The 23998-nt window shown below is 42.8% G+C and carries 41 protein-coding genes; 38 read left to right on the forward strand and 3 right to left on the reverse strand.

From position 1 onward, the window contains the following. Nucleotides 1–187 precede the first annotated feature (187 nt). On the reverse strand, nt 188–2155 hold the full coding sequence (locus QP775_RS14450; RefSeq protein ID WP_239330038.1) for an ABC-F family ATP-binding cassette domain-containing protein: 1968 nt from the start codon (nt 2153–2155) through the stop codon (nt 188–190). A gap of 195 nt (nt 2156–2350) precedes the next feature. On the opposite strand from QP775_RS14450, the gene QP775_RS14455 reads away from it, so the two are divergent. From QP775_RS14455 to groL, 7 genes are all read left to right on the forward strand, one after another. After that, nucleotides 2351–3046, forward strand: coding sequence for a 5-formyltetrahydrofolate cyclo-ligase (locus tag QP775_RS14455; RefSeq protein WP_239330036.1), 696 nt, complete (start codon nt 2351–2353; stop codon nt 3044–3046). A 29-nt stretch (nt 3047–3075) separates the two neighbouring features. Then, nucleotides 3076–3552, forward strand: a complete 477-nt coding sequence (moaC, locus tag QP775_RS14460) for a cyclic pyranopterin monophosphate synthase MoaC (protein WP_285106993.1) — start codon at nt 3076–3078, stop codon at nt 3550–3552. A 63-nt stretch (nt 3553–3615) separates the two neighbouring features. Next, nucleotides 3616–4107 carry a MogA/MoaB family molybdenum cofactor biosynthesis protein gene (locus QP775_RS14465; RefSeq protein WP_239330032.1) on the forward strand — a complete coding sequence of 164 codons (492 nt, stop codon included), beginning with the start codon at nt 3616–3618 and terminating at the stop codon, nt 4105–4107. A gap of 139 nt (nt 4108–4246) precedes the next feature. Continuing rightward, a complete protein-coding gene (locus QP775_RS14470; RefSeq protein WP_239330030.1) occupies nt 4247–4558 on the forward strand; it encodes a twin-arginine translocase TatA/TatE family subunit in 312 nt (103 codons plus the stop codon). 92 nt (nt 4559–4650) lie between these two features. Further along, complete coding sequence (gene tatC / locus QP775_RS14475; protein WP_239330027.1) at nt 4651–5439, forward strand: twin-arginine translocase subunit TatC; 789 nt, start codon at nt 4651–4653, stop codon at nt 5437–5439. Nucleotides 5440–5785: 346 nt separating this feature from the next. Beyond that, nucleotides 5786–6067, forward strand: coding sequence for a co-chaperone GroES (gene groES / locus QP775_RS14480; RefSeq protein ID WP_028545827.1), 282 nt, complete (start codon nt 5786–5788; stop codon nt 6065–6067). A gap of 114 nt (nt 6068–6181) precedes the next feature. Beyond that, nucleotides 6182–7813 (forward strand): chaperonin GroEL, encoded by a 1632-nt coding sequence (gene groL / locus QP775_RS14485; protein WP_239330025.1) that lies wholly within the window; start codon nt 6182–6184, stop codon nt 7811–7813. A 55-nt stretch (nt 7814–7868) separates the two neighbouring features. On the opposite strand, the gene QP775_RS14490 is transcribed toward groL, so the two are convergent. Both QP775_RS14490 and QP775_RS14495 read right to left on the reverse strand, forming a co-directional pair. Further along, on the reverse strand, nt 7869–9113 hold the full coding sequence (locus tag QP775_RS14490; protein ID WP_285106999.1) for a tyrosine-type recombinase/integrase: 1245 nt from the start codon (nt 9111–9113) through the stop codon (nt 7869–7871). A gap of 21 nt (nt 9114–9134) precedes the next feature. After that, entirely contained in the window at nt 9135–10076 is a 942-nt protein-coding gene (locus QP775_RS14495; RefSeq protein ID WP_285107001.1) for a helix-turn-helix domain-containing protein, read from the reverse strand. Between the two features lie 180 nt (nt 10077–10256). Here QP775_RS14495 and QP775_RS14500 point away from each other — a divergent pair, with 180 nt between their 5' ends. The 31 genes from QP775_RS14500 to QP775_RS14650 all read left to right on the forward strand — a co-directional run bounded on the left by QP775_RS14500 (nt 10257) and on the right by QP775_RS14650 (nt 23816). Further along, nucleotides 10257–10532 carry a hypothetical protein gene (locus tag QP775_RS14500; RefSeq protein ID WP_285107003.1) on the forward strand — a complete coding sequence of 92 codons (276 nt, stop codon included), beginning with the start codon at nt 10257–10259 and terminating at the stop codon, nt 10530–10532. Nucleotides 10533–10547: 15 nt separating this feature from the next. Further along, a complete protein-coding gene (locus QP775_RS14505; RefSeq protein WP_285107005.1) occupies nt 10548–10766 on the forward strand; it encodes a MerR family transcriptional regulator in 219 nt (72 codons plus the stop codon). 28 nt (nt 10767–10794) lie between these two features. After that, nucleotides 10795–11469 carry a Rha family transcriptional regulator gene (locus tag QP775_RS14510; protein WP_285107007.1) on the forward strand — a complete coding sequence of 225 codons (675 nt, stop codon included), beginning with the start codon at nt 10795–10797 and terminating at the stop codon, nt 11467–11469. Between the two features lie 19 nt (nt 11470–11488). Next, nucleotides 11489–11680 (forward strand): hypothetical protein, encoded by a 192-nt coding sequence (locus tag QP775_RS14515; protein WP_285107009.1) that lies wholly within the window; start codon nt 11489–11491, stop codon nt 11678–11680. A gap of 32 nt (nt 11681–11712) precedes the next feature. Next, nucleotides 11713–11841 (forward strand): hypothetical protein, encoded by a 129-nt coding sequence (locus QP775_RS14520; RefSeq protein WP_285107011.1) that lies wholly within the window; start codon nt 11713–11715, stop codon nt 11839–11841. Then, on the forward strand, nt 11838–12077 hold the full coding sequence (locus QP775_RS14525; RefSeq protein WP_285107013.1) for a hypothetical protein: 240 nt from the start codon (nt 11838–11840) through the stop codon (nt 12075–12077). The genes QP775_RS14520 and QP775_RS14525 overlap by 4 nt, the downstream gene beginning before the upstream one ends. A gap of 228 nt (nt 12078–12305) precedes the next feature. Then, nucleotides 12306–12482, forward strand: a complete 177-nt coding sequence (locus QP775_RS14530) for a hypothetical protein (RefSeq protein WP_285107303.1) — start codon at nt 12306–12308, stop codon at nt 12480–12482. Nucleotides 12483–12572: 90 nt separating this feature from the next. Further along, a complete protein-coding gene (locus QP775_RS14535; protein WP_285107014.1) occupies nt 12573–13220 on the forward strand; it encodes an ERF family protein in 648 nt (215 codons plus the stop codon). Then, a complete protein-coding gene (locus tag QP775_RS14540) occupies nt 13207–14019 on the forward strand; it encodes a PD-(D/E)XK nuclease-like domain-containing protein (protein WP_285107016.1) in 813 nt (270 codons plus the stop codon). Before QP775_RS14535 ends, QP775_RS14540 begins: the two co-directional genes overlap by 14 nt. A gap of 14 nt (nt 14020–14033) precedes the next feature. Next, nucleotides 14034–14432, forward strand: coding sequence for a single-stranded DNA-binding protein (locus QP775_RS14545; protein ID WP_285107018.1), 399 nt, complete (start codon nt 14034–14036; stop codon nt 14430–14432). Nucleotides 14433–14444: 12 nt separating this feature from the next. Beyond that, entirely contained in the window at nt 14445–14795 is a 351-nt protein-coding gene (locus tag QP775_RS14550; protein WP_285107020.1) for a hypothetical protein, read from the forward strand. Nucleotides 14796–14803: 8 nt separating this feature from the next. Continuing rightward, nucleotides 14804–15535, forward strand: a complete 732-nt coding sequence (locus tag QP775_RS14555) for a hypothetical protein (protein ID WP_285107022.1) — start codon at nt 14804–14806, stop codon at nt 15533–15535. Beyond that, nucleotides 15498–16295, forward strand: coding sequence for an ATP-binding protein (locus QP775_RS14560; protein ID WP_285107024.1), 798 nt, complete (start codon nt 15498–15500; stop codon nt 16293–16295). Before QP775_RS14555 ends, QP775_RS14560 begins: the two co-directional genes overlap by 38 nt. A gap of 111 nt (nt 16296–16406) precedes the next feature. Further along, the gene (locus QP775_RS14565) at nt 16407–16592 is read left to right on the forward strand and encodes a hypothetical protein (protein WP_285107025.1); all 186 of its coding nucleotides are present in this window, start codon (nt 16407–16409) and stop codon (nt 16590–16592) included. 299 nt (nt 16593–16891) lie between these two features. After that, nucleotides 16892–17191, forward strand: coding sequence for a hypothetical protein (locus QP775_RS14570; protein ID WP_285107027.1), 300 nt, complete (start codon nt 16892–16894; stop codon nt 17189–17191). Between the two features lie 111 nt (nt 17192–17302). After that, on the forward strand, nt 17303–17611 hold the full coding sequence (locus QP775_RS14575; RefSeq protein ID WP_285107029.1) for a hypothetical protein: 309 nt from the start codon (nt 17303–17305) through the stop codon (nt 17609–17611). After that, nucleotides 17599–18015, forward strand: a complete 417-nt coding sequence (locus QP775_RS14580; protein ID WP_285107031.1) for a hypothetical protein — start codon at nt 17599–17601, stop codon at nt 18013–18015. Before QP775_RS14575 ends, QP775_RS14580 begins: the two co-directional genes overlap by 13 nt. A 92-nt stretch (nt 18016–18107) precedes the next feature. Further along, entirely contained in the window at nt 18108–18506 is a 399-nt protein-coding gene (locus QP775_RS14585; protein WP_285107033.1) for a hypothetical protein, read from the forward strand. Between the two features lie 71 nt (nt 18507–18577). Next, nucleotides 18578–19543, forward strand: coding sequence for a phosphoadenosine phosphosulfate reductase domain-containing protein (locus QP775_RS14590; RefSeq protein WP_285107035.1), 966 nt, complete (start codon nt 18578–18580; stop codon nt 19541–19543). 241 nt (nt 19544–19784) lie between these two features. Continuing rightward, nucleotides 19785–20051 (forward strand): hypothetical protein, encoded by a 267-nt coding sequence (locus tag QP775_RS14595; RefSeq protein ID WP_285107037.1) that lies wholly within the window; start codon nt 19785–19787, stop codon nt 20049–20051. A 51-nt stretch (nt 20052–20102) separates the two neighbouring features. Continuing rightward, the gene (locus QP775_RS14600) at nt 20103–20258 is read left to right on the forward strand and encodes a hypothetical protein (RefSeq protein ID WP_285107039.1); all 156 of its coding nucleotides are present in this window, start codon (nt 20103–20105) and stop codon (nt 20256–20258) included. Between the two features lie 13 nt (nt 20259–20271). Further along, nucleotides 20272–20421 (forward strand): hypothetical protein, encoded by a 150-nt coding sequence (locus QP775_RS14605; protein ID WP_285107041.1) that lies wholly within the window; start codon nt 20272–20274, stop codon nt 20419–20421. Nucleotides 20422–20426: 5 nt separating this feature from the next. After that, nucleotides 20427–20786, forward strand: coding sequence for a hypothetical protein (locus tag QP775_RS14610; protein ID WP_285107042.1), 360 nt, complete (start codon nt 20427–20429; stop codon nt 20784–20786). Between the two features lie 122 nt (nt 20787–20908). Further along, nucleotides 20909–21367 carry an ASCH domain-containing protein gene (locus tag QP775_RS14615; protein ID WP_239327520.1) on the forward strand — a complete coding sequence of 153 codons (459 nt, stop codon included), beginning with the start codon at nt 20909–20911 and terminating at the stop codon, nt 21365–21367. Next, complete coding sequence (locus QP775_RS14620; protein ID WP_285107045.1) at nt 21364–21717, forward strand: BC1872 family protein; 354 nt, start codon at nt 21364–21366, stop codon at nt 21715–21717. Before QP775_RS14615 ends, QP775_RS14620 begins: the two co-directional genes overlap by 4 nt. Before the next feature lie 3 nt (nt 21718–21720). Next, complete coding sequence (locus QP775_RS14625; RefSeq protein ID WP_239327522.1) at nt 21721–21906, forward strand: hypothetical protein; 186 nt, start codon at nt 21721–21723, stop codon at nt 21904–21906. Between the two features lie 24 nt (nt 21907–21930). Then, entirely contained in the window at nt 21931–22110 is a 180-nt protein-coding gene (locus QP775_RS14630) for a hypothetical protein (protein ID WP_285107047.1), read from the forward strand. Next, entirely contained in the window at nt 22103–22381 is a 279-nt protein-coding gene (locus QP775_RS14635; RefSeq protein WP_285107049.1) for an ASCH/PUA domain-containing protein, read from the forward strand. The genes QP775_RS14630 and QP775_RS14635 overlap by 8 nt, the downstream gene beginning before the upstream one ends. After that, entirely contained in the window at nt 22371–22547 is a 177-nt protein-coding gene (locus tag QP775_RS14640) for a hypothetical protein (RefSeq protein ID WP_285107051.1), read from the forward strand. The genes QP775_RS14635 and QP775_RS14640 overlap by 11 nt, the downstream gene beginning before the upstream one ends. Before the next feature lie 159 nt (nt 22548–22706). Beyond that, nucleotides 22707–23093: a YopX family protein gene (locus tag QP775_RS14645; RefSeq protein WP_285107053.1), complete on the forward strand. Its 387-nt coding sequence runs from the start codon at nt 22707–22709 to the stop codon at nt 23091–23093. A 102-nt stretch (nt 23094–23195) separates the two neighbouring features. Next, a complete protein-coding gene (locus QP775_RS14650) occupies nt 23196–23816 on the forward strand; it encodes a sigma factor-like helix-turn-helix DNA-binding protein (RefSeq protein WP_285107055.1) in 621 nt (206 codons plus the stop codon). Nucleotides 23817–23998 lie beyond the last annotated feature (182 nt).

A 23998-nucleotide genomic window follows, 5' to 3' on the forward strand; every position in this document is an offset into this window, starting at 1 on the left:
ATGATAATAAGGTATTTTTAAAGTCGATAATGGGAAATTTCTGATTTTAATCTGTGGATAAATATAGTTGTGTAAGGATAACAAGATATATATGGAGGTGGGGAAGGAGAAAAGAGCCAACCAGCATTAGACTTAGCTGCATTTGCAGACCAAGCTGATTGCCAGAAGGCTCTTGTCAGTACCGTTCCTACTCCATATTGGCTTCCCATTCTGCATACGCAGCTTCCAGCTTTGCTTTCTGCTCATCAATCTGCTGCTGAATGGCTTGAACTCGAACATAATCGTTATAGACCTCAGGGTCCGTAAGCAGCGCCTCTTGCTCTTCAATAAAGGCTTCCCATTCTGCAATCTGAACTTCAATCTGTTCCAGGCGGCGCTGACGCGCACGTTCTTCACGTTTGGCTTGTTTCTCCTGCTCAAATTGCGAGGCTCCCCGAGCATCTGCTGCTTGATTAGAACCCGTATTTACGGATGTCGTTTTAGACGTTGCAGCGGCAGCAGAGACGGACTGCACAGTGCTCATCTCAAGGTCCTCTTCCAGTTCCTGCTTCTTCGCCGTATAATCATCATAATTGCCCAAGTAGGATGTCATTCCATCAGGGGCAAGTTCTACAATCCGCTCGGCCATTTTATTCAAGAAATAACGGTCATGGGATATAAAGAGCAATGTCCCTTCATATTCCATTAAGGCAGATTCTAATACTTCTTTACTGAACAGATCCAAGTGGTTGGTTGGCTCATCCAGTATGAGCATATTGGCATCTTGCAGCATAAGCTTGGCTAATGCAACACGTGCTTTCTCCCCGCCGCTTAGGGTACTGACCTTCTTTTGTACATCGTCGCCGCTAAAGAGGAAGCTGCCCAGTACAGTGCGAATACGAACCTCTTCCATATGAGGATACTCATTCCATAGCTCTTCCAGCACAGTATGATTAGGGTTAAGTGTTGTCTGTTCTTGATCGTAGTATCCAATCATGACATGGGTACCCCAGTTAATCGTACCGGATGTTAAGGAATGTTTCTCTATTAATGCTTTGAGCAAGGTTGACTTCCCAACCCCGTTTGGTCCAATAAGCGCCACCATTTCGCCACGATTTAGATCTAAGTTTGCTTGTTGGAACAATGGAGGGCTATTCTCATAGGAAAATGAGGCGTCGCGCACCCGCAGGACATCCTTGCCGCTTGATCTTGCGACCTCGAAGGAGAAACGCGCTCGTTTTAGCTCACCGATTGGTCTCTCAATTCGTTCCATCTTCTCTAGTGTCTTGCGTCGGCTTTGGGCTCGTTTGGTCGTTGAAGCCCGTACAAGGTTGCGGCGCACAAAGTCTTCAAGCTTTGCAATCTCGTCCTGCTGCTTCTCGTACAGCTTCATAACTTGTTCGTATTCAGCGGCCTTCAGCTCCATGTATTTGGTATAATTTCCGGAATACCGTTTAGCTTGATGCCGCTCGATCTCTACAATAGAGGTAACCATCGCATCCAAAAAGTACCGGTCATGGGATACGACAAGCACAGCGCCGGGATAGGAACGCAAATACTGCTCAAGCCACGTCAACGTATCAATATCCAAGTGGTTAGTGGGCTCATCAAGGAGCAGTAGATCGGGCTGTTGCAGCAGCATTTTGGCTAGTGCCAGACGTGTCTTCTGCCCTCCGCTTAACGTGTGAATTGCCGTGTCGGGATCTGTTCCGCCGAATCCCATACCATGCAAAATACCGCGCACCTTTGCTTCCATTGCGTACCCGCCCTGTTCGCGGAACCAGTCGGAACGCACGGAGTATCGGTGCAGCGCATCTTCGTAACGAACCGTATCTTCCGCCAACGCTGGGTCTGCTATTTGCTGCTCAAGATCGCGCAATTCCTGTTCAGCGTCGGTCAAATGGGAGAAAACAAGCATCATTTCATCCCAAATTGACCGATCAGATTGCAGACCGCTGTTTTGAGCTAAGTACCCCATTTTTGTTTCTTTGGCGCGGTAGATGGTGCCAGCGTCAGCTGTGAGTTCGCCGGCGATAATTTGTAGTAGGGTCGATTTGCCGGCACCGTTCACGCCTACAAGACCGATCCGCTCTTTGTCGTTCATATGAAACGTTATATTGGTTAAGACGGGGGTTATCCCGTAATTTTTATTTATGCCGTTTACCTGCAGCAGCATTCAGATCTCCTCCATGTTGAACAAACTATCCCTAGTTTACATGAAAATAGGAGGAAGTGCGACGTTATCAGCGTGATTATGACCGGAATGGTAGCAGGAAGGCGGTAACGATGGTACACTAAAAGTTGAAAATGATGAAAATGTATGAAAAGTACTGAACGACTTGAGCCTATTGCAAGGAAATGGGGGACGTTCATGGAATATAATCAACAGCATTGGGATTACGCTGACAAACAGCACCTTAGAACGCTGCTGAAGCAGCGGCGTCAGGAAGTATCAACAATTAATCGGGAATTGGCTAGTTCACAAGCATGCAGCCTGGCAATTCCAGTCATAGATCATATACGCAGGCAGCTTGATCATGAACTTACTGTACTGGCCTATATGCCATTTGCAAGCGAGTTGGATACTCGATTGCTTTTAACAGACCTAAGAAACAAAGGGGATCAGGTATATATTCCACTCACACATCGAGAAAATACTAGCATGTCTTGGCATCAATGGAATGACAGCACTACGATGAAGCCAGGGGCGTTTGGTATCTTGGAACCTTCTAATGATGCGCCACTGCAAGAAGAATCATGGGGTAAGATTGATATGATTTTGGTTCCTGGGGTTGCATTTGATCGTCAAGGCGGTAGACTAGGCATGGGTGCAGGGTATTATGACCGCTTCTGGTCACGGCTATTCGAAGTCTTGTCGTTTGAAGCTAGATCCGCTGTTGAGTTGGGTGATGGCGGCATGAAGAAGGTGTGCAACAGGCCTGTGCGGATCAGCTTACTTTATAGCTGGCAGCTCCTTGAGGCGGTACCGATGGAATCGCATGACATGAGCGTAGACGTGCTCGTACACGAGGACGAGATTATATATACGACAGCGCATAGGGATTAACAAGGGAAGGGAACAGGAGGAGCTTGATGATGGCTGATCCACTATCACATTTTAATGAAGAAGGCCGTGCACGCATGGTGGACGTGTCTGACAAAGAAGTGTCAAAGCGGACTGCGGTTGCATGTTCATCAGTGGCGATGCATTCAGATACGCTGCAGCGTATTAAGCAGGGACAAGTCCAAAAAGGAGACGTCCTGGCCGTTGCTCAAGTTGCGGGTATTATGGCAGCGAAGAATACAGCACAATGGATTCCGATGTGTCATCCCTTGATGCTGACAGGTATTAATATTTCATTTCGCGACAACGATGATGATACACTATTTATTGAGGCTACAGTGAAGACGACAGGCAAGACTGGCGTGGAAATGGAAGCCCTTACGGCAGCCTCAGCAGCGGCGCTAACCATATATGACATGTGCAAGGCGATGCAGAAAGATATGATCATAGGTCCTACGTATCTAGTGATGAAAAGTGGCGGACAGCATGGAGACTATACAATCGGCTAGATGATGAGTGGAATCTATTCATGAGATATTATAAATGGTCAATGATTGAAGGGAGGAAGAGACATGAGTTGGAAAGTGGCGATACTAACAGCGAGCGACAAGGGCTCGCGTGGAGAACGAGAGGACACGAGTGCCCAAGTGATTCGTGAGCTAGTAGAAGAAGAGATTGGTGGTCTGATCGTTGAATACCGGATCGTTCCCGATGAGTTGAACGACATTACAGCTTCGCTAATCGAGATGGCTGATTATTTTCAAGCAGATCTCATCTTGACGACAGGTGGGACAGGCCTTGCACCACGAGACGTGACGCCGGAAGCTACGCTTAAGGTTGTAGATCGTATCGTCCCTGGGATAGCAGAAGCGATGAGAGCGGCGTCGATGCTAAAGACAAGACGTGCGATGCTTTCACGAGGTGTATGCGGGATTCGGAACCGGACACTAATTATTAACTTGCCGGGAAGTCCAAAAGGCGTACACGACAATTTGATGGCAGTCATTGATCAGTTGCCGCATGCACTTGAAGTAGCAAGTGGAAGGTATCATGATCACGAATAGATAGGTTGGTTTTTCAATTTTTTTCAAATTATATTCATAAAGTTGTGACACTTCCTGGTATTTTATGAGGGAGTGTTATGATATGATCTATATCACAGTCCATAGGTGTATGGCGTGAATCGAAAGGAGCAGATTCAACATGAGTGGTATTGGAGTACCGGGAATTATATTACTTCTGATCTTGGCTCTCTTGTTATTCGGGCCGAACAAGCTGCCGGAGCTTGGCCGTGCGTTCGGGCGCACATTGCGTGAATTTAAGGCAGGCGCGCGTGATATTATGGGCGATGGAGATGAGACGAATTCGTCCAACAACCGCAAGGATATTACTCCTGCCGCTTCTACGCCTGTCCAAGCACCAACGCCACAAGTATCCCAAGCCGCAGCACCACAGCCTGCGCCAACTACTGAGGTTGTACCTCCAGTTGAACCGTCTCGCCGTTTACCGGAATAGCCTGCTTCTCATGCCATCTATAGTGTCGCGCGCCGACCGAAGATGCGGGGGCACTAGCGAACATATTTTGCAAGGAACAGGTTGGTGTAAGCATGTCGCAGTCGGATGAACAAATGTCGATCATAGAGCATATTACCGAGTTGCGTAAGCGAATTATATATGTACTAATTGTGCTTGTTGTAGGTTTGGTTGGCGGTTTCTTTGCGGCTGATCCGATCTACAAGTATTTGATTTCAAGACCCCCAGCGAATGGATTTGCTTTTCATAGCTTTTCCCTATGGGACGGGGTTGGCATCTATATGAAGATAGCTGTTATTATCGCAATTGCGGTGACCCTGCCATGCACCCTTTATCAAGTATGGGCGTTCGTCAGTCCTGGGTTAAAGCCTGTGGAGCGCAGAGCGACAGTGAAGTATATTCCGTATGTGTTTATCTTATTTCTGTGCGGGCTATCATTTGCTTATTTTGTTGTGTTTCCGATGGCATTTGAGTTTACTTCAAGTATTAATCAGTACTTAAATTTAAAAGAGACATATGGGATTACACAGTATTTAAGCTTCATGTTTAATATATTGCTGCCAATGGCGCTGTTGTTTGAACTTCCGCTTGTCATTATGTTCTTGACAGCCATTCGGCTGCTGAATCCGATTCGCCTGCGGAAGATGCGTCGGTTTGCGTATTTTATTCTGGTGTTTCTAGGTATTACATTGTCACCGCCTGATTTTATCTCAGACTTTCTGGTCTCGGTTCCACTGCTTATACTATATGAATTCAGTGTGTTCCTGTCTGCCTTTATATATCGCAAGCAGTTGGCGCGGCAGCAAGAGTGGGAGCAGCAGTTCGAGGAAGAGCAGACAGCGGATGCTTCCTCTGTATCCTAACATCAAGCAAATCACAGTTTCATAGCTTATTCGCCTGGAGATGCAGTTCCGGCTCATGCATAAATGTATATATGTATGAGCGGAAACTGCATTTTTTGTTGAAATGGATAGGAGTGCGGTGAGGGCTTGTCGAAAGAATGCTGTCGTAAAGTAATTAGCCCGAATCTGAAGTTTTTACGTTAAAACCACTTGCAAATCGATACCAAAATCAGTATCATATAAATTGTTATTAGCACTAACCACATTCGAGTGCTAATAATCGGGTAATCCGTTTTTTAGGAGCTACATAGCTTTAGCTGTGAGTTCCATACCATAATCACTCTTGTTTAAAGGAGGCTATTTTTTCATGATCAAACCTTTAGGAGAACGCGTATTAATCGAGACCATTGCTAAGGAGGAAACGACTGCTTTCGGTATCGTATTGCCTGACACAGCAAAGGAAAAGCCACAAGAAGGTAAAGTAATCGCTGTAGGTAATGGCGTATGGAAAGACGGCCAACGTATTCCGCTCGACATTAAAGAAGGTGACCGCGTAATCTTCTCGAAATACGCTGGTACAGAAATCAAGTTTGAAGGCAAAGAATATTTGATTATGAAAGAAAGCGACATTCACGCGATCGTTGGTTAATCGCCTGATACAGCTTGCGCTATAGCTACTAAATGTAGATGCCGCCTGTGTGCGGATTTGAACGTTGAATAGATGAATTAATAATGTGAATGGATTAGAGGAGGGTATTTCATAATGGCAAAAGAAATTTTGTTCTCTGAAGAAGCTCGTCGCTCCATGCTCCGCGGTGTGGACGCTCTTGCAAATGCAGTTAAGGTAACACTCGGTCCTAAAGGCCGCAACGTGGTATTGGAGAAGAAATTTGGTTCCCCATTGATCACAAACGACGGTGTAACAATCGCTAAAGAAATCGAACTCGAAGATGCATTCGAGAACATGGGCGCACAGCTCGTGAAAGAAGTAGCTACTAAGACTAACGATGTTGCCGGTGACGGTACAACTACAGCAACAGTTCTTGCACAAGCGATGATCCGCGAAGGCTTGAAAAACGTTACTGCAGGCGCAAACCCTATGGTTGTGCGCAAAGGGATCGACAAAGCGGTTCGTGCAGCTGTAACAGAGCTGCAATCGATTGCTAAGCCAATCGAAGATTCCCAAGCGATTGCTCAAGTTGCTTCCATCTCTGCTGCTGATGAAGAAGTTGGCGCATTGATCGCAGAAGCAATGGAGAAAGTCGGCAAAGACGGCGTAATCACAGTTGAAGAGTCCAAAGGCTTCAACACAGAGCTTGAAGTGGTTGAAGGTATGCAATTTGACCGTGGATATGTATCTCCATACATGATCACAGACACAGACAAGATGGAAGCTGTTCTCGACAACGCTTATATCTTGATTACAGATAAAAAAGTATCAAACATCCAAGAAATTCTTCCTGTGCTGGAGAAAGTCGTTCAACAAGGCAAACAGCTCTTGATCATCGCAGAAGATGTTGAAGGTGAAGCACAAGCAACGTTGATCGTGAACAAACTGCGTGGTACTTTCACTTGCGTAGCTGTTAAAGCTCCAGGCTTCGGCGATCGCCGCAAAGCAATGCTGCAAGATATTGCTGCATTGACTGGTGGTCAAGTAATCACAGAAGAACTCGGTCTTGAGTTGAAATCGACTACGATCGATCAATTGGGTACAGCTCGTCAAATCCGTGTTACCAAAGAAAACACGATTATCGTTGATGGCGCTGGCGCTAAAGATGATATCAATGCTCGCATCAAACAAATCCGTACGCAGCTCGAAGAAACAACTTCCGAGTTCGACAAAGAGAAGCTGCAAGAACGTCTTGCTAAATTGGCAGGCGGCGTAGCAGTAATCAAAGTTGGTGCGGCTACTGAGACAGAATTGAAAGAGCGCAAGCTGCGCATTGAAGATGCTTTGAATGCAACTCGTGCAGCAGTTGAAGAAGGTATCGTTGCAGGTGGCGGTACAGCTCTTATTAACGTATATGGTGCAGTGTCTGCTGTTGCTGCAGCAACGACTGACGAGCAAACAGGCATTAACATCGTGTTGAAGGCTCTTGAATCGCCGATCCGCACGATTGCTGACAACGCAGGTCAAGAAGGCTCTGTTATCGTTGAGCGCTTGAAAAAAGAAGCAGTTGGCATTGGTTACAACGCAGCTACTGGCGAGTGGGTTAACATGATCGAAGCAGGTATCGTTGACCCTGCTAAAGTTACTCGTTCCGCATTGCAAAATGCAGCTTCCGTAGCAGCTATGTTCTTGACAACTGAAGCGGTTATCGCTGATAAACCAGAAAAGAATGCACCAGCTATGCCTGACATGGGCGGCATGGGTGGTATGGGCGGCATGATGTAATAATAAGAAAAACCCCTGCTACAACAAGGGTTCTTCTTATAAAAATAGTACGTTGTTAACAATTTGTTAACTCAGGATCGATTTTTTTAGAGGCTCTCATTAGTTCGCCGAACTTTTGAGATGCCTCTTTTCTTTTTGGTTTGGTTATGTGTAAATAAATTTTTCTCGTTATAACATCGTCTGCATGTCCGAGTCTATGCATAATCTGTTCAAGACTTACGCCTGCTTCAGCAAGCAAGGATGTGTGAGTATGTCGTAAAGAATGAGGAGTTAGTTCTTGGTTTAAACCTGCTAGTTTCAAAAGTCTTTTCATTCTTAATTCAACCATTTTTATTACTTCTGGATAGCCTGCATACTGTCCGGTTTTTGCAAATACAAATCCTTTGTCATGAAAAATATCGGGTCTTTTTGCCTTTTCTAGCTTTTGAATTGTTAGAAGATTATTAAAGCCATCTATTATTTCAGGTTCAACATCAATATCTCGGATGGATGACGGCGTTTTTGGTGTGTTAAGTTTATATTTCTTGTAGTTATTGTTCGGATTATATAATGTTTTAGTTATTCTAATCTTATGATCTACGAAATCAATATCAGTTTCTTTAAAGGCACACAATTCGCCCACTCTCATTCCAGTATATGCAAGAGTACTGAAGGTCTCAAAGTCCTTGTCTAAACCATGAGTTCGTGCGGTATTAAGAAACTGAATAAGTTCCTCCTTCTCCAAATAATTTGGGATTTCTTCATTTTTTTCAAGCTCCTCAACTGTCAGTTCACTTTTTGGCACGTATGCATTGGCGGTGGGGTCACTTTTAACTGCACCTATTTTTAAACCATATTTAAAAATCATTCCTCCGGTACTGTGAACCCCAGATAACGTGTTATAGGCTAGTGGTTTTTTTATTGCGTCACCGTTTTCGTCATAGTCCCCATCTTTGAGCTTTATGAGTGCGTTCTGATAGTCATCATGAGAGATCTCATTAGTAATCAATTTTGCTAAACACGTTAACAGTGAGTCTCTTTCATTGCTCCGAATACGGATGGTTCCATCTTTTTTTGGTTTACCATGCTTACTATAATGTTCAAGCCATTGTCTTGATAATTCTTCAAAATCCATCTTGATTTCTTTTACAAATGTACCTCGATTTATATTAGAGATGATATCTGCCGCTGCATCTTGAGCGGCTTTTTTAGTTTTAAACCCCCCTTTCCCTTTTTGTACCCTTTTTCCTGTCTTAGGGTCCTTACCTATATCAATTAGATAGGACCATGTACTTCCTCTTTTATAAAAACTACCTTTCACAAAAGACACTCCTCTGGTTGATTATTTACTAAATGCTGGTCTGTAATGGCCAGCATAAAGGCCACATATAGTCATTTCATTTGGACTCACCTCCACAGACTGATAAGAATCGTTCTCAGGTTTTAATGTGAACTGAGCTGAACCTTCTGACCATGTAAGTCTCTTTAGGCTTCCTTCTTCTCCATTTACAATAACTGCAACTATTTGCCCATTAAATTCGACCCAAGATGCTTTACGGAGAAATACCACATCTCCATGCTCAATCCCTGCGTTTTTCATTGAGTCGCCTCTTACTCGCAATGCGTAATCCGGTTGTTGGTTGTTTAAAAATGGAAAGTTAATGTACTCCTCAATATCTTCGTTGGGTATCAATCCATTGCCTGCACAGATAGAACCGATCAAGGGTACTGGTTTTATTTCTCTGTTTTTATTAAAGTATTCCTTTAGTTTTGGAGAAAATTTCAATATTAAGTTGTTGAGATCATCAGAAATTCGTTTTTTTGTGTCAATATCAAAGTCATTTTGTATGTATAAATATTTAATTTCTGCGTTATCAGCGTCTTCATATAAATCATAATAATCATCAGATACATTAACTAAATTAACTAATTTTTTATGTAATGAACTATCAACAGACATAAACATTAAACAAGTGTCAAGCATATCCAAAATTTTATTGTCTAGTTCTTCATTTTCATTCAAAAGCCCAACAAGAAACTTTTCATGTTCTGGGTCTATACCTTCAAAGTAATTAGCTGCTTTCATCAGATCGCCGTATGTAATGTTATTTAAATGTTTTGAAATCTTTATCAATGTCTCTGGTGTAGGAGCCTGAGTATTATTCTCTATGCGACTTAAAGTTGCTGGCGAAACACCAGTAACGTCAGCAAACTCTTTCTTTGTTTTATACCCATTTGTTATCCGTGCATCTTTAATTAGGTCTCCGATTTTAATTTCGTTCATTGAGATTCAAAAATCTCCCTTCATCTAATGGTTGAAATCATAATACCACAAGTATTGCGTACACGCAATTATTATCTTTGTTTGTATTGCGCTAACGAAATCACTGTAATATAATTAAATTGCGAGCACGAAATATATAAAATAATAAATTGCGAGAATGCAACTAGAGGGGAGGATTATATGAAAAAGTATGTAGTAAGGCTAAAAGTTAAAGAGTTAATGAAGGCTCAAATTGATAAAGATATTACAACTGATAAAGAGCTTGCAGATATGTTAAATGTCAATGTGACTCAAGTATGGAGAAACAAGCTTCCTGTAACTGATGATCGTCATAATGTTCCTGGGAATCAATTTATCGCGGGTGTAATGGAGGTATTTGGCGGAAAGTTTGATGACTATTTTTACATTGAAGAAGTAGATGATCCACGAAAAACGAAAAAGAGAATTGCTGTTTAGAAAGGAGATTGAGTAATGGTGAGAGAGAAAATAATTCACTGGGACAAGTTGCCGGACGAGATGTCCGCACAGAATATAGCAGATATATTCCAAATTAGTAGACGTAAAGTGTATGAATTTTTCGATCGTCATCCTAGTGCTGGTGGAATACCTAATTATCAGATAGATGGTACAAGGAGGGCTGAAAAAGAAGACGTAAGAAGATGGAGGGATAGCAAGAAGTCTAACAAGTAGTATCCAATATGAAAGGAGAACAATCTATATGAACCAACAACTGGTATTTATACAGAATGGACGAGCAGTAACGGATAGTTTGATGATCGCTTCGGAGTTCGAAAAAGAACATGATGATGTTCTTCGAGACATCAGGAGTCAAATCGACAAACTTAACGAAGCTGAAGAGATGGAATTCTCACTCCGCAATTTTGAGGAGTCAACTTATCGAAATGAACGAGGGAGAACTTATCCAAAATTTGAATTAACAGAAGAAGCATTTGTATTGGTTGCAATGAGTTATACGACTGCAAAGGCAATGAAAATGAAAGTCAAGTTTATCTCTGAGTTCAAACGTATGAGCCAGCAGGCTCAGATAAGTGTACCAACAATATCTCCTAACCAGGCTATGGCAATTGCTCTACAACAAACAGCAGAGATGATGATAAAGGTTCCAGTGTTGGAGACACGTCTTGATCAGGTGGAGCAAAAAGTTGACACACAGATAACGCTAGACAGTGGTGAGCAGCGACGGTTACAAAAAGCGATTGCCAGCAAGGTATGCAGCATTGAGCCAACAAAGTCGGAGCGCGGCCAATTATTCCGGCAACTGCACAACGAGATAAAGGACCGTTGGGTGGTTACAAGCTATAAGGATGTATTACGGACTAAATTATCAGAGGTACTACGTTATGTAGATGCTTGGGTACCAAAACGGAGCTAATAAAGAAAGGGGAATGTATATGGAAACAATCGTCAAGCGCATTACGTGTGGTGGTACCTGGTTGTCATGTGGTATTAGTGCATACAAGTGGGAAGAAGAATTCATCGTACCAATGGTGATTCCAGCACAACATCAATGGTACAAGATTACAAGACGGATGAATAGGCTTATGACATCTGGTCGACGTGTACGCGGCGATGTACTTATATGAACCGCCAAGCTGCAAGGCAGTTGAAGTATGTTATGCGGACCATCAATGGTATTAAACGTACGTTGCCTTTTGGAAGCCAAGCTTACATTACACTTGGCATGGTAGTCGAGAAGTTGGAAGAAGTACAAATACGTTTACTTGGGGAGGATGAGTTGAAATGATCATCAAGGCAGGAACTTGGCAAGCGCTTACAGACGGCGAAAGAGAGTCTGCAATCGCGTTAATGGTAGACAAGACGGCTAAGTGGCACGAACGAATGGTCCAACGTGCAATCAAGGAGTACATGCCAGTTTATAACCGGTTGTTGGATGCAGAAAATGCAGTTGAAGCTAATCAATACCGCGCACAACTTCGGCAGCTTGAGCGCAAATATGGTATTCCTGCGGTGGTAGCATGATACCTCGTTGCGGATGTGGTCGGCTGGCAGAATACGAAGTCTATGAAGATAGGCAGCCACATTGCGAAGAGCATATGAAAGAGGCTACAGAGTGTGCAGAGCCTGTGTTAGTCCGCAAACCAATAGACTGGAGTGATTTTAAATGTTTTTATTAGGGCTTATTATCGGGGCTTGTGGTGGGTTTCTGGCAACTGCAATGCTAGTAATGAGTAAGGGAGGCGATGTGTCGTGAGGATGGCCGTACGAATAAAAGCCGAGGAAGATATGGCAGCTCAACGTTGCTTGTATCAGGTTGGCGGAAAGATTGTTCTACCTGCAGGCAAGCAGCCTCAGTTTCATTTTCCAAGTGGGGAGCTTTATGACGAGTACTGCAAACTGCTTCGGATCGCTAGGGGTCAAAAGTAAATTAGCCGCGGGGTAGGAGCCGCAGCTAAGAAATTACGTTCACAAAATTATTTACGGAAACAATAACACATTTTCTAGGAGGTTGTAAAGGTGACATCTGAAAAAATGAACATATATCAAAAATTATTGGAGGTAAGGAAGTCGGTTACTTATCTCAAAAAAGAAGCTACATCCAATCAATACAAATATACAGGTAGTGCTCAGGTATTGGCGTCAGTTAGGGACAAAATCAATGAGATGGGCTTGATATTAGTCCCAAAAATTTTGGATAAGAACCTGTTAACTGAAACTATAGAGTTTGTTGAAAAGGAGAAGCCGAAGAAGACAACTACCTATTTCACTGAGTTAACACTTTCAATGACGTGGGTAAATGCGGACAACCCTTCTGAGACAGTTGAATGTTCTTGGTACTCACAAGGTGTGGATATTGCAGGAGAAAAGGGGGTTGGGAAGGCATTAACTTATGGTGAAAAGTATTTCATTCTGAAATTCTTCAATATACCGACTGATAATGACGATCCAGACGCTTTCCAAAAGAAGTTCGAACAAAAGGCATCTAAAGAAATTCAAACAAAAATTAGAGAGACATGGATAAAAAGTGGGCAAAAAATTAATTTATTAGAGCGTCAATGCCAGATCATGTATGGATCAGGTGTAGCTCAGTTAAGTGAAGACGATGCAGAAGCATTTTTGACACTGTTAGAAGATAAATTAGGTGATCCAGATGGAATTAACTAAGGAGAATTACTACAGTCTTGAAGCTAACCTTCATTACATGTCTGTGAGCCAGTTTAAGAGCTTCCTGCCCTCATACGGGGGCTGTGAGGCACAGGCAATGGCAAAGATCAGCGGGGAGTATGTAGAGCCCCAAAAAAACGCGTTTGATGAAGGACACTATGTACACGCGTGGAACGAGGGTACTTTGGAAGAGTTTAAAGTTAATAACCCTCAAATATACGCTAGTGCAGGTAAGACAGCAGGGCAGCTCAAGGCAAATTATCAACATTGCAACAAGATGATTACAGTCCTACAGAATGATCCATTAGTTATGAAGGCGTTGGCAGGACAAAAGGAAGTCATTATGAGCGCGGAACTGTTTGGTATCCCATGGAAGGCTATGCTTGATAGTTATCAACCTGAAGTGGGGATATTCACGGACCTGAAGGCGCTCAAAGAAATAGACGGTAAGTGGTGGAACAAGGACGCTCAAGCGTATGAGAACTTCTTAGATCATTATGGCTACACAATTCAAATGGCCGTTTATGCGGAGATAGAACGCTTATTTACAGGAGGCAATGAGTGGCTGCTGCCGCAAATGGTTGTAGTCACTAAACAGGACCCTCCAGACCATGAAATTATCTATTTTGACTACGAGATTATAGAAGCAAGCTTGCAGATAGTGCAAAACAATATCGAACGAGTGAAGGCGGTCAAAGCAGGACTGATTGAGCCTTTGCGCTGTGAGAGATGTGAATACTGTCGTCTCACCAAGAAGATTAAACGAATCAAACATTTCTCAGAGCTGAGCCTTTACTGATTGGGGGGATAAGGGTGTTGAACAAATTCATTGGAATTGGAAGATGGAGCAGCGAAATAAAGCTGAATTACACGCCGAATGGCAAGGCGGTAGCAAATGCGAATATTGCTATCAACGATAGATATGGAGACGACGAATCCACCACTTTTCTACCAGTAGTTATGTGGGGCAAGACAGCAGAAAACACGGCACAATACAGCAATAAAGGCAAGCTTGTAGCAGTTGTTGGACGTATTCAGGTTAGATCGTGGGAGTCAGACAATGGAAAGCGCTATGTCACAGAGGTTGTAGCTGATAATGTTCAATTCTTGGAATCTAATCGCAGTCAGCAGCAAGATAACTCAGGCTCGACAGACCCATTTACTGACTGCAGCAAGCCAATTGATATATCAGATGGTGATCTTCCATTTTAGGAGTGATGCAGCATGACATTACCATTTAACCCTCAACCCAAGACAAAGACACGTCGTTTTAAGCCAACAACTAAGATGCGGGGGAGAATATCCCCCGAAGTATATCAGGCAGCATATGAGCGATCTGGGGGCTGCTGTGAACGCTGCGGCAAAGCAGGAAGCCCAGAGTATGGAACGCTACAATGCGCTCACCTTGTGAGGCGCTGGAAGCTAGATGAGACTACTGTAAATGATGTTGCTATGTTGTGTGGTCCTAGTGTAAATACTGGGACCTGCCACAACTGGATTGACTATACACGTGAAGGGCGATTATGGGCCCAGAATTACAGAAAGCAATTATACGATAAGTATTTAAGCAAGTAGGTGGTGGTATGGATGGCTGGATTAAGCTGCATCGTAAGACGCTTGAAAATCCGGTCGTATGTAAGGACAGCGACTATATAGCCGTATGGATGTATCTGCTCTTAAATGCGACTCATAAAGAGCATCAAACGTTGTTCGCAGGAGAGAAAATAACGTTGCAACCAGGGCAGTTAATAACCGGTCGAAAGACGATATCGGAAAAATTTAACATCGACGAAAGTAAGGTGCAACGGATATTAAAATCGTTCGAAAACGAACAACAAATTGAACAACAAACTAGCAATAAAAACCGCTTAATATCAATAGTTTCATGGCCTGACTATCAAGATTGTGAACAACAAGATGAACATCAAGTGAACAACAACTGCACAACAACTGAACAACAAGTGAACACAAACAAGAATGTAAAGAACTTAAAGAATGAAAGAATAAAAGAATTAAAAGATATAAAGACCTTCGCCGTATACACGTCGAACACAGATTTAAATTATGCATTGGAATCTTTTGTTGAATTCCGCAAGAAGATAAAAAAGCCTATGACCGATAGAGCGATAGATTTGCTTCTGAGCAAATTAGACAAACTAGCGACGAACGATGAAGAAAAGATAGCAATCTTGGAACAATCCATTTTGAACGGTTGGCAAAGTGTATTCCCAGTTAAAAACAAGGACGGTGGAAAGATTGCAAACGCTAGGGAGCGTGTTGAAAACCATAATGCCGGAATTGACTTCGGTTTCTGAGATTGAAAGATATACATGCGAAGGCTGCGGCAATGAAGTGATCGTTGTGGAAGCTCCGATAATCGGAGGGCCGAATAAGGGTGACCTCTCAAGACACAAGCGAGGCTGCTTATGTTGGGAGAACGAACAGGCTCGCGAAGCTAAGAAAGTGCAACAGAAGCTGAAGGTAAGACACATGATAGAACGTTACAGCACTGTTAACCCAGACTTAGCAAATGCGTGCTTTGAAAATTATCAGCTATTAAACCCAAACTTAGAAAAAGCTCACAGCATGGCTTGGGAGTATGCAGACAGCTTTTTGCTAGATGAGCCTGTTAACTTGTTGCTCTCAGGTATGTATGGATTAGGAAAGTCACACCTAGCGTACTCAATTTGCAAGGTGTTGAGTGATAAGGGATTCGTATCCTTGTTTATCTCAGTGCCAAAACTGCTAACGATCGTTAAGAGCACATACAGAGATGATTCGAACTTCACGGAAGCAGAGCTGCTAGACGTACTCTCGAAGGTCGATTTCCTAGCCCTAGACGACATTGGAGCCGAAAAGGTGCGGAAGGAAGAAGAGGGAGACAGTTGGGCAACCGAAAAGCTCTTTGAGATCATTGACGGGCGCAGCGGACGACATACCCTGTACACAACGAACCTGACATCGGACACGTTACAACGAAAAGTGGGGCCACGGAATTTCTCACGCATGATGATGAACACCAAGGTATTCAAACTTGAAGGCGACGATTACCGGATTAACAATAAGCGATTTTAAGGGAGGATTAACCTATGAGTTGTCAATGTGGGGGATCAGGAGTAGCTATAAAACAGGTCGGATCGTTAGTTATGACAGGGCCATGCAGTTGCCGTAAAGGGGGCTTAAAGCATGCTTGATATATTCCCACACCGCCGGTCAAAGATGCCTATACCTCGTAGGGGTGATGATGACAATGAATCTAGAAAGCCGGGTATCTGCACATCGAGACAAATGACTCCAGAAGAGCGAGAGCGTGTGGACAAGCTGCCGCCGCCTCAAGGGAGACCACCTGTAGGTGTGAGAAAATGGAAATGAACTGGCCGGCAGCAACAATATTCGAACTATGCATTGTAGTCCTAGATGATTACGCCACGGAATTTGATAGATTAGCAGCATCAAAAGAAATTGAGAAGAGATTGGGGGAAAGAACAGATGATATGCAAAGTTAAAGAGTGTACAAACAAAGCAAATGAGACATGGGCACTGGTACCTATTTGCGAAGAACATAAGCACAAAATCATCATAGAGCAACGCAGATATTATACCAAATACATTGGAGCAGAAGAGCGTACTACGCTTAACGCGATTAACCATCTAATTCCGTGGTCAAAACGATGAGTCAAAGACTTGATGATATTTGGGATAGCTGGTCTTGGATCATTAAACCTCACCTTGTCCTTGCTGACGAAAAGCTATGTACTGCTATGAGCGATGCTACTAACTCAGGTGTACCACGCAAGCAAGTTATAGAGTATTTCAGATCAAAACTTGACGATATGATCCAAGAGATTGCTATAGAGCGAGATACAAAGAAGAAAGGCCCTAAGAGACGGAATTATGGTGTGCAGTGCATCAAATGCGGAAGATTAGCTAGGACTGCAGGTGGAACAATCGGGGAAGACCGATGCAATTAACACGTTGTGAGACGAACAGAAATGATCATATTAGGGGTTTGAAAAGGAAAATGGTGTCATTAATCATCCGAGCGTTAAAGAGGCTCATAATCGATTATAGGAGGCTACAGCGTGGGGAAGAGTCAAAGAGATAAAGGCGCACGAGGTGAACGTGAATTTGCTGAGTTAGTAGGCGGTCAACGAGTACCCTTATCAGGAGCGATGGATGGATATTGGAATGATGTTAAATTGCCAAATGGCATGGAAGCAGAAGTAAAACGTCGCAAAGGTGGATTTAACCAGTTGTACCAATGGGTACTAGATGAACGTGAAAAGCCGGATATCGTAGCTATTAGAACAGATCGTCGGCCCTGGTTGGTAGCAATGACGCTTGAGACATTCCAAGACTTGATCGGAGGTAGACAAGATTGGACAAAATAGACCCAGTAAAAGTGATAGATTCCCTATTAACAACATGTGAAATAATGCAAACAAAAACCCTTAGCGCAAGATATGAAATTGAGTATCGTGAAGGCGAATATAATGACATCGGACATCTACTGGAGTTCGGAAAATTGAACGCTGTAGAACTGGTGCAACTGAGCAAACAACTGAAAGCGTCTAAGATCGCAAGGCGCGAAGCAATACTAGAAAACGAACTACTATCAATACTTTATGAATATGTACAGAAGCCGCAGAATCAAGCATTTTTCAATGGATTAAAACAGATTCGGATAGACATTGAAAAAGCCAGAAGGTTGCAAGCGAAACGGCAATATAAGATTAGAGTTAGAACGGATTTGCAACCAATATTAGATAAAGCTCAGTCAATAGAAACTGTATAAAAGTACAAATGTTATTTCGTGCAGACAAACTGTATGATCGCGGCCCTTTACGTCGCAAAAACCGAACATATGTTCTAAAATGGAGGGGTTATATGTTAGTTCCTATATCAAAAACAAACAACAGATCGAATGGAATGTTTATTACTGCTGATAAGTATGAACGTTTATGTCTTAGCAAAGAACTGCAAAAAGAATTCAATGAAGAGAATAAGGAACTTTACTTATATTGGGATGAAAAGTCAAGAACTATTGGGATATCGAAAAAAGGACATGACAATTCACACGTTCCATATAAGTTCGATTCTAGATGGTGTGCTAGTGCAAATGACTATTTGCGGAGATGCGGCGTTGAAACGCGTGAGTCGGCAGTGAAGTTTCTATATGACGGAAATGAGGGAGAAATACTGTTATTCCGTCAGGCAGGTATACGAATAATGCAAACGTTCAAGCAAGAAGCAAACGGGAATCTGGTTACTTGTGAGAGGGCATAAATCAACCCCTAAGGGAGAGGTAAGAGAGAGGTAAGACAATACATGGCTACAGCCAAGGGAGAGATGACCCTATGAAAAATCACATCATCTTCTTCAGCGGAGGTAAAGCCAGCTTCGCGACTGCTGACTGGGTCAAAATGAAGTATCCAAATGATAACATTTTGCTGTATTTTACCGACACCTGTTGGGAGCATGAGGATTTATATCGGTTCATTAACGAAGCATCCGACAAACTACAACTGCCAATGTTGACACACAGCACCGGACTTAATCCGCTGCAACTCATGTTTGAAAAGAAGCTTGTATACAACAGCATGATCGGGGACTGCTCAAAGCTGCTGAAAATGAAAGTTGCTCGTGATTTTTTGAAGAAAGGCGAGTCTCCAGCAATCGAGAAGTGGAGGAACAAGCAGTACTTGAAGACAGAGGACTTTGTCACTGGTTCCACGCTATACTTCGGGATCGGATTTGATGAGATGCATCGACAGGACGCGATAGTTCGAAACTGGGCCCCGTTTCGGGTGGAGATGCCGCTCATCGAGAACAACATATGGATAGAAAAAATCCTGCTAAAGCATGGCATTCGGCAGCCGAAAATGTACGACTACGGATTCAGTCACAACAATTGCAGTGGACGCTGTGTGAAGGCTGGGCAAGGACATTATAGGCTGTTGAAAGATCGTATGCCGGAGGTCTTCCAGAAGATCATGGAGCAAGAACACCATCTTTGGAATTGCGTTTCTGCCTATCGTTACATTAAAGCAGCGGAGTTGCCGCCAGATGTAGAAGAGGTGGAACTGCAGAGCCTGGATGATGCATATCGGGATTATTTTTATGATCGAGCAGAACGGCCAAGGTTATATATCCACCCGTCAGCAGGAGCAACGCCCGAACATATGATGGTCAAGCGATATAGCTTCATGAAGCGTAGTGGTGAACCTTATACAATCAGGGACTTGCACTACGAAGTCGAGAAAGATATGCAGATTGATATGTTCGAAATTGGTGGATGTGGATGCTTTATAGATTTTAACTAATCCAAGGGAGATGATAACACATGGAGGCAAAAGTACACGTAATAAATCGCCTCTTTGCCAACGAAGACGACATGATAATAGTCCACATAGAGGACTTAGACGGATACGTGCATTATGAGCATTTTGATGACGGGACCAGGCAAGTATACAAGATGACAAAGGCACAACTGTACAACGAGTACACACGGTATTATGCAGGGGATTAATTAAGGGCCAGATGGCCTAAAGGGAGAGATAGAACATGGATGTCAAAACTAAGTTACTTGTCCTGAACAACATGGAGGTTGTTGAAACTGACGGCGATGGAGAATGTCTGTATTACGTCCTAGTATTAAATAGCGAGGAGAACAGAGCGGAATTAAAGCACTTAGGGTTCCCAGATTCGGAGTTGAGCGAATGTGAAGGTGAGGATTTTATAGACATCTCAGTATTCGCATTTGAGCAGTGCGGAGCTGAGTGGTACCAATCAGATTTGGGCGGATTCATCGACTACGTACCGCAGCAGTAAATGCTTATGCGAATACTAAGGGCCTTATGGCCCTCTAAGGGGGATAACAATATGAAAACATTCAGCGTCGATACAAAGAAAATGTTAGTCAAGACACTAGTTGTGCTAACAATCAATGATCAAGAATATGTCATGACACAGGAAGATGCAGAAGAATTGAAGGGTGCGATAGGTACCGCTTTAAGTTATATCCGTGATTACACATAAGGGGGATAACAGGATGAACATAAAATACGTAGCTTCAGCACTTGTAGAGATAACCCACGCCTTCAACTGTTCATTCGAGACGGCTTGGAAGAAATACACACACCCAGCGATAACGGAAAAATTTACTTTTGAAGAAGTCATGAAACAGATTAAAGGAGAGTGAACTTAATGAATAAGCTAACACTGGCTCAGGCAGAGGAATATAGACTTAGAAAAAGCAAGTTGAAGGCTGGACCTGAATTAAAGGCATTTGCTATCGAAATTAGAGATCGTCATGGGCTTACGGATCAAGAAACTCTACATGTATTTTATGGTGTAACTGATTTGCTAGATATAGCAAAATCTGAAATAGAACATCTAAATACACAGCTCCAAGACGCACTAAACACTCTTGATTGGTATGCAACGGCATGTCATTGGTTTGCAGGCGAATTTGATGGCGAGGGTAAGTTTAAGACAATGGTATCAAGTGATGTTGGTAAACGAGCGAGAGATGCCATACAACGCATACAAGGGGATAAAGGGTAATGGGGATTGCAGAAGCGATTGCAGGAAAAGTCTATCTGATCATCACTTTCATAATATTGATTGTGTTTTTGGTAGGTTTACTCGCAGGATATCTAATTTGGGGTTAGGGAGGTAACGGAGTCATGAAAGCAATAACGATCATACAGCCTTGGGCGACTTTAATTGCTATCGGTGAAAAGAAATTCGAAACACGCAGCTGGGCTACTAAGCATAGGGGGCCACTGGCGATCCATGCAGGCAAGAAGATAGACCAGGAAGTATGCATGATGGAACCGATCAAGTCTACCCTAGCAAAGCATGGATATACAGCAGACAACCTGCCGACAGGTGCAGTTGTGGCGGTAGCACAGCTTACAGGTAGTTATATGATCTACGACACAATCGATAATGGAGTGCATATTGTCAGATGCCCTGATAATCAATACGACTTTGATAAGGTCGAGTTCATCCGTAAACCTGAGAGCGATTTTGGATACTACTCCGAAGGGCGTTATGCGTGGGAAATGTCGGATGTAAAGAAAATGAAACCTGTTGCAGCAAAGGGGCAGCAAGGCCTGTGGAACTGGGAGGAAGAGTCATGACACAGTATACAAGAGAGCAGATATTGAGTATGCCAGTTGGAAGAGAACTTGATGCAATTGCTGCTCAATTAACGGGTTATAAATCACTAACCACCAATTTAAATCAAGATGGAACGTATGGGACACTGCCACGATATTCAGAAGATATTTCAGCAGCATGGGATTTAGTTGATATCATGCTCAAAACACATTGGGTAGATATGCATTGTGGGCGTGGAACATATGATTGTCAAACATATGATTGTCAAATAGGAAAACTGAGTGTTATAGGATCAGTTCATGCAGAGGCTGACACAGCACCTGAAGCCATCACCAAAGCCGCTATATTAGCCATGATCAGGAGGTACTGACTCATGAGATACAGAGGCAGATATCTAATATCATGGTCACACGCAGGGTATGTAGGGCGCGAAACTTGGGTGATGGAGCGTTACGGTAATTTATCATCAGCGGACATAAAAAAACTAGAGATAGATTTAGGAGATAAATGGGGATTAAACAGTCCGGTTGTGATTACTAACTTTGTAAAAATAAATTAACAGGGAGTCAGGAGGTACAGAGGAATGATTAAGAAAATCACAAAAAAGTTTAGAACGTCCATTGGTGGTGGTTTGTTCCATAATTCTCGTGAGGATGTATCAGCATTAGCAATTTATTGCAATGAACTTACTGACAAGGTAAACGAACTTGTAGATAAAGTGAATAAGTTGGACAAGAGAGCAGGAGGTACAGGGAATGAGTAATCAAAAGCATGAACTCAAGATCCTGCCAGAATACTTCCAAGCAGTATGGGACAGAACGAAGACGTTTGAAATCCGCAAGAATGACCGAAGTTTTTCTGTCGGCGACACTTTGGTATTGAAGGAATGGACAGCTAGCGAAGGATACACAGGCAGTGCTATCGTTCTCAATGTTACTTATCTATTTGATGATCTTGCATTCTTAAAAGAAGGGTATGTGATCTTAGGGTTGAGTGATTATATATCAAGGGAGGGCTTAGGGGATGAAAATTAAATTAAACATTGACGAAGTAAAATACGCATTATTGGTCAATATCTTTTCTAAAACGGGAATGAGGCTGCAGCCAGAAGAAGTAGACATTACAGAAGTAGAAGTAAATAAAGACGCTGCAAATGATCTAGTATCCGCATTAGATATCACATTAACAATTCCGCATTAACATTAACACTTAGGAAAGGGGATTAGGGGATGAGTAGACCAACATGCGAAGTATGCAAAGAGAAAGAATCAAAGACAGCTTTAACAGATGGTAACGGGAGATACATTCATATCTGCCTAGAATGTGAGAATACACTATTCTACTGGAGGGATGGAGAGGATGAGTAGACCAATCAAGTTTAGAGCGTGGGACGGTAAAAAAATGAACCAAGACGTTGTGATGGTTGATGGTAAAGCCTTCAAAAACGAAGTTGGGGCAGGAGAACCAACGCAATACACCGGAGTGCACGATGATACAGAAGAGCAGGAAGAATTGTATGAAGGAGACATTGCTGAGGTAGAGTACGAAGGACAGAAGCATGTTTGCAAAGTGCAGTATTGCGGCAGTGGTTTTATGTTTGTTGCTGATAGTTTACCAGACGGATACCTTTGGATTTCTGAGTTTATAGAATTTGATCGGGACTACTGCTGGGCTGAAGGCACAAGGAAAGTTGGCAATATATACGAGAATCCGGAGTTGCTGATAGGAGAAGATACAGATGCCTAAACAAATATGCGATTTATGTAAAGACAAGCCAGCTAGATATGGTATGGAGAACAAAGTGAACGGAAACAAGATAAAAGTATGTATAAGTTGCTATAAAGAGATATGGGGCAAGTAGATCAGTATGAGGTGACAGACATGGAACAACTAATGGTACAGTACAAACAAGTACGTAAGGACCTCATAAAAGCAAGAGAGTCATTAAAGGACCTGAGAGATCAGCGTAGGGCGTATATGGCGCAGCTCACAGTGATAACTACGTTGCAAAATGAGCGGACAAATATTGAGAAAGAAATTGCTCTGTTGGACAAAGATATTAAGCTATTAAGTGAAATGATTTCGGATCGAGAATACGATCTAGAGTGGATGGAGACAGGACGGAGACCAGGTAACAAAAGAGGTGTAGAACGTCTAGCAGCCTATCAGAGAGAGCGAGCAGTTGATCCTATTAGGATGCAGGCATACATTGCTAAAACATCAGGAGGCGGAGCTGTACAAGCTCATACACTGTCTGACAGAGAGATAGACAAAGTAGAGTTTGCACTAGGACAGTTGTCGCCACGGGAACGGGAATGTTATGAGTTAGTGAGGGGTAACGGATTTTCTTATGGCGAGACTGCAAATTTATTGGGACTGGAAAAGAGCACTATACAATGGTTTGTTGAGGCTGCTGACACAAAGTTACGACATCATATTAATCAGGCTGACTTATTTGATTATTTATAAAATCACCCCGTACGAATGCCACCTATATATAGAGACGCATAAAACAACATGCACAGATAACAACCTAATAAGGAGCAACTGTGCAGCGTCTAAACTAAGGTTTCTCCTCCTTCCTATATAGCCGTCCCTTTGGGGGCGGTATTTTACATTGCAGGGAAATTAATCCTGTCTTATGATATAGG

Origin of the sequence: Paenibacillus sp. UMB4589-SE434 (assembly GCF_030226685.1) — a bacterium.
Lineage (GTDB): Bacteria > Bacillota > Bacilli > Paenibacillales > Paenibacillaceae > Paenibacillus_B.

Coding starts and splice junctions, on each gene's coding strand:
- QP775_RS14450 (WP_239330038.1), bottom strand. CDS start 2,155: ATGCTGCTGCAGGTAAACGGCATAAATAAAAATTACGGGATAACCCCC.
- QP775_RS14455 (WP_239330036.1), top strand. CDS start 2,351: ATGGAATATAATCAACAGCATTGGGATTACGCTGACAAACAGCACCTT.
- moaC (WP_285106993.1), top strand. CDS start 3,076: ATGGCTGATCCACTATCACATTTTAATGAAGAAGGCCGTGCACGCATG.
- QP775_RS14465 (WP_239330032.1), top strand. CDS start 3,616: ATGAGTTGGAAAGTGGCGATACTAACAGCGAGCGACAAGGGCTCGCGT.
- QP775_RS14470 (WP_239330030.1), top strand. CDS start 4,247: ATGAGTGGTATTGGAGTACCGGGAATTATATTACTTCTGATCTTGGCT.
- tatC (WP_239330027.1), top strand. CDS start 4,651: ATGTCGCAGTCGGATGAACAAATGTCGATCATAGAGCATATTACCGAG.
- groES (WP_028545827.1), top strand. CDS start 5,786: ATGATCAAACCTTTAGGAGAACGCGTATTAATCGAGACCATTGCTAAG.
- groL (WP_239330025.1), top strand. CDS start 6,182: ATGGCAAAAGAAATTTTGTTCTCTGAAGAAGCTCGTCGCTCCATGCTC.
- QP775_RS14495 (WP_285107001.1), bottom strand. CDS start 10,076: ATGAACGAAATTAAAATCGGAGACCTAATTAAAGATGCACGGATAACA.
- QP775_RS14500 (WP_285107003.1), top strand. CDS start 10,257: ATGAAAAAGTATGTAGTAAGGCTAAAAGTTAAAGAGTTAATGAAGGCT.
- QP775_RS14505 (WP_285107005.1), top strand. CDS start 10,548: ATGGTGAGAGAGAAAATAATTCACTGGGACAAGTTGCCGGACGAGATG.
- QP775_RS14510 (WP_285107007.1), top strand. CDS start 10,795: ATGAACCAACAACTGGTATTTATACAGAATGGACGAGCAGTAACGGAT.
- QP775_RS14515 (WP_285107009.1), top strand. CDS start 11,489: ATGGAAACAATCGTCAAGCGCATTACGTGTGGTGGTACCTGGTTGTCA.
- QP775_RS14520 (WP_285107011.1), top strand. CDS start 11,713: ATGCGGACCATCAATGGTATTAAACGTACGTTGCCTTTTGGAAGCCAA.
- QP775_RS14525 (WP_285107013.1), top strand. CDS start 11,838: ATGATCATCAAGGCAGGAACTTGGCAAGCGCTTACAGACGGCGAAAGA.
- QP775_RS14540 (WP_285107016.1), top strand. CDS start 13,207: ATGGAATTAACTAAGGAGAATTACTACAGTCTTGAAGCTAACCTTCAT.
- QP775_RS14550 (WP_285107020.1), top strand. CDS start 14,445: ATGACATTACCATTTAACCCTCAACCCAAGACAAAGACACGTCGTTTT.
- QP775_RS14555 (WP_285107022.1), top strand. CDS start 14,804: ATGGATGGCTGGATTAAGCTGCATCGTAAGACGCTTGAAAATCCGGTC.
- QP775_RS14565 (WP_285107025.1), top strand. CDS start 16,407: ATGCTTGATATATTCCCACACCGCCGGTCAAAGATGCCTATACCTCGT.
- QP775_RS14570 (WP_285107027.1), top strand. CDS start 16,892: ATGAGTCAAAGACTTGATGATATTTGGGATAGCTGGTCTTGGATCATT.
- QP775_RS14585 (WP_285107033.1), top strand. CDS start 18,108: ATGTTAGTTCCTATATCAAAAACAAACAACAGATCGAATGGAATGTTT.
- QP775_RS14590 (WP_285107035.1), top strand. CDS start 18,578: ATGAAAAATCACATCATCTTCTTCAGCGGAGGTAAAGCCAGCTTCGCG.
- QP775_RS14595 (WP_285107037.1), top strand. CDS start 19,785: ATGGATGTCAAAACTAAGTTACTTGTCCTGAACAACATGGAGGTTGTT.
- QP775_RS14600 (WP_285107039.1), top strand. CDS start 20,103: ATGAAAACATTCAGCGTCGATACAAAGAAAATGTTAGTCAAGACACTA.
- QP775_RS14605 (WP_285107041.1), top strand. CDS start 20,272: ATGAACATAAAATACGTAGCTTCAGCACTTGTAGAGATAACCCACGCC.
- QP775_RS14610 (WP_285107042.1), top strand. CDS start 20,427: ATGAATAAGCTAACACTGGCTCAGGCAGAGGAATATAGACTTAGAAAA.
- QP775_RS14615 (WP_239327520.1), top strand. CDS start 20,909: ATGAAAGCAATAACGATCATACAGCCTTGGGCGACTTTAATTGCTATC.
- QP775_RS14620 (WP_285107045.1), top strand. CDS start 21,364: ATGACACAGTATACAAGAGAGCAGATATTGAGTATGCCAGTTGGAAGA.
- QP775_RS14625 (WP_239327522.1), top strand. CDS start 21,721: ATGAGATACAGAGGCAGATATCTAATATCATGGTCACACGCAGGGTAT.
- QP775_RS14630 (WP_285107047.1), top strand. CDS start 21,931: ATGATTAAGAAAATCACAAAAAAGTTTAGAACGTCCATTGGTGGTGGT.
- QP775_RS14635 (WP_285107049.1), top strand. CDS start 22,103: ATGAGTAATCAAAAGCATGAACTCAAGATCCTGCCAGAATACTTCCAA.
- QP775_RS14640 (WP_285107051.1), top strand. CDS start 22,371: ATGAAAATTAAATTAAACATTGACGAAGTAAAATACGCATTATTGGTC.
- QP775_RS14645 (WP_285107053.1), top strand. CDS start 22,707: ATGAGTAGACCAATCAAGTTTAGAGCGTGGGACGGTAAAAAAATGAAC.
- QP775_RS14650 (WP_285107055.1), top strand. CDS start 23,196: ATGGGGCAAGTAGATCAGTATGAGGTGACAGACATGGAACAACTAATG.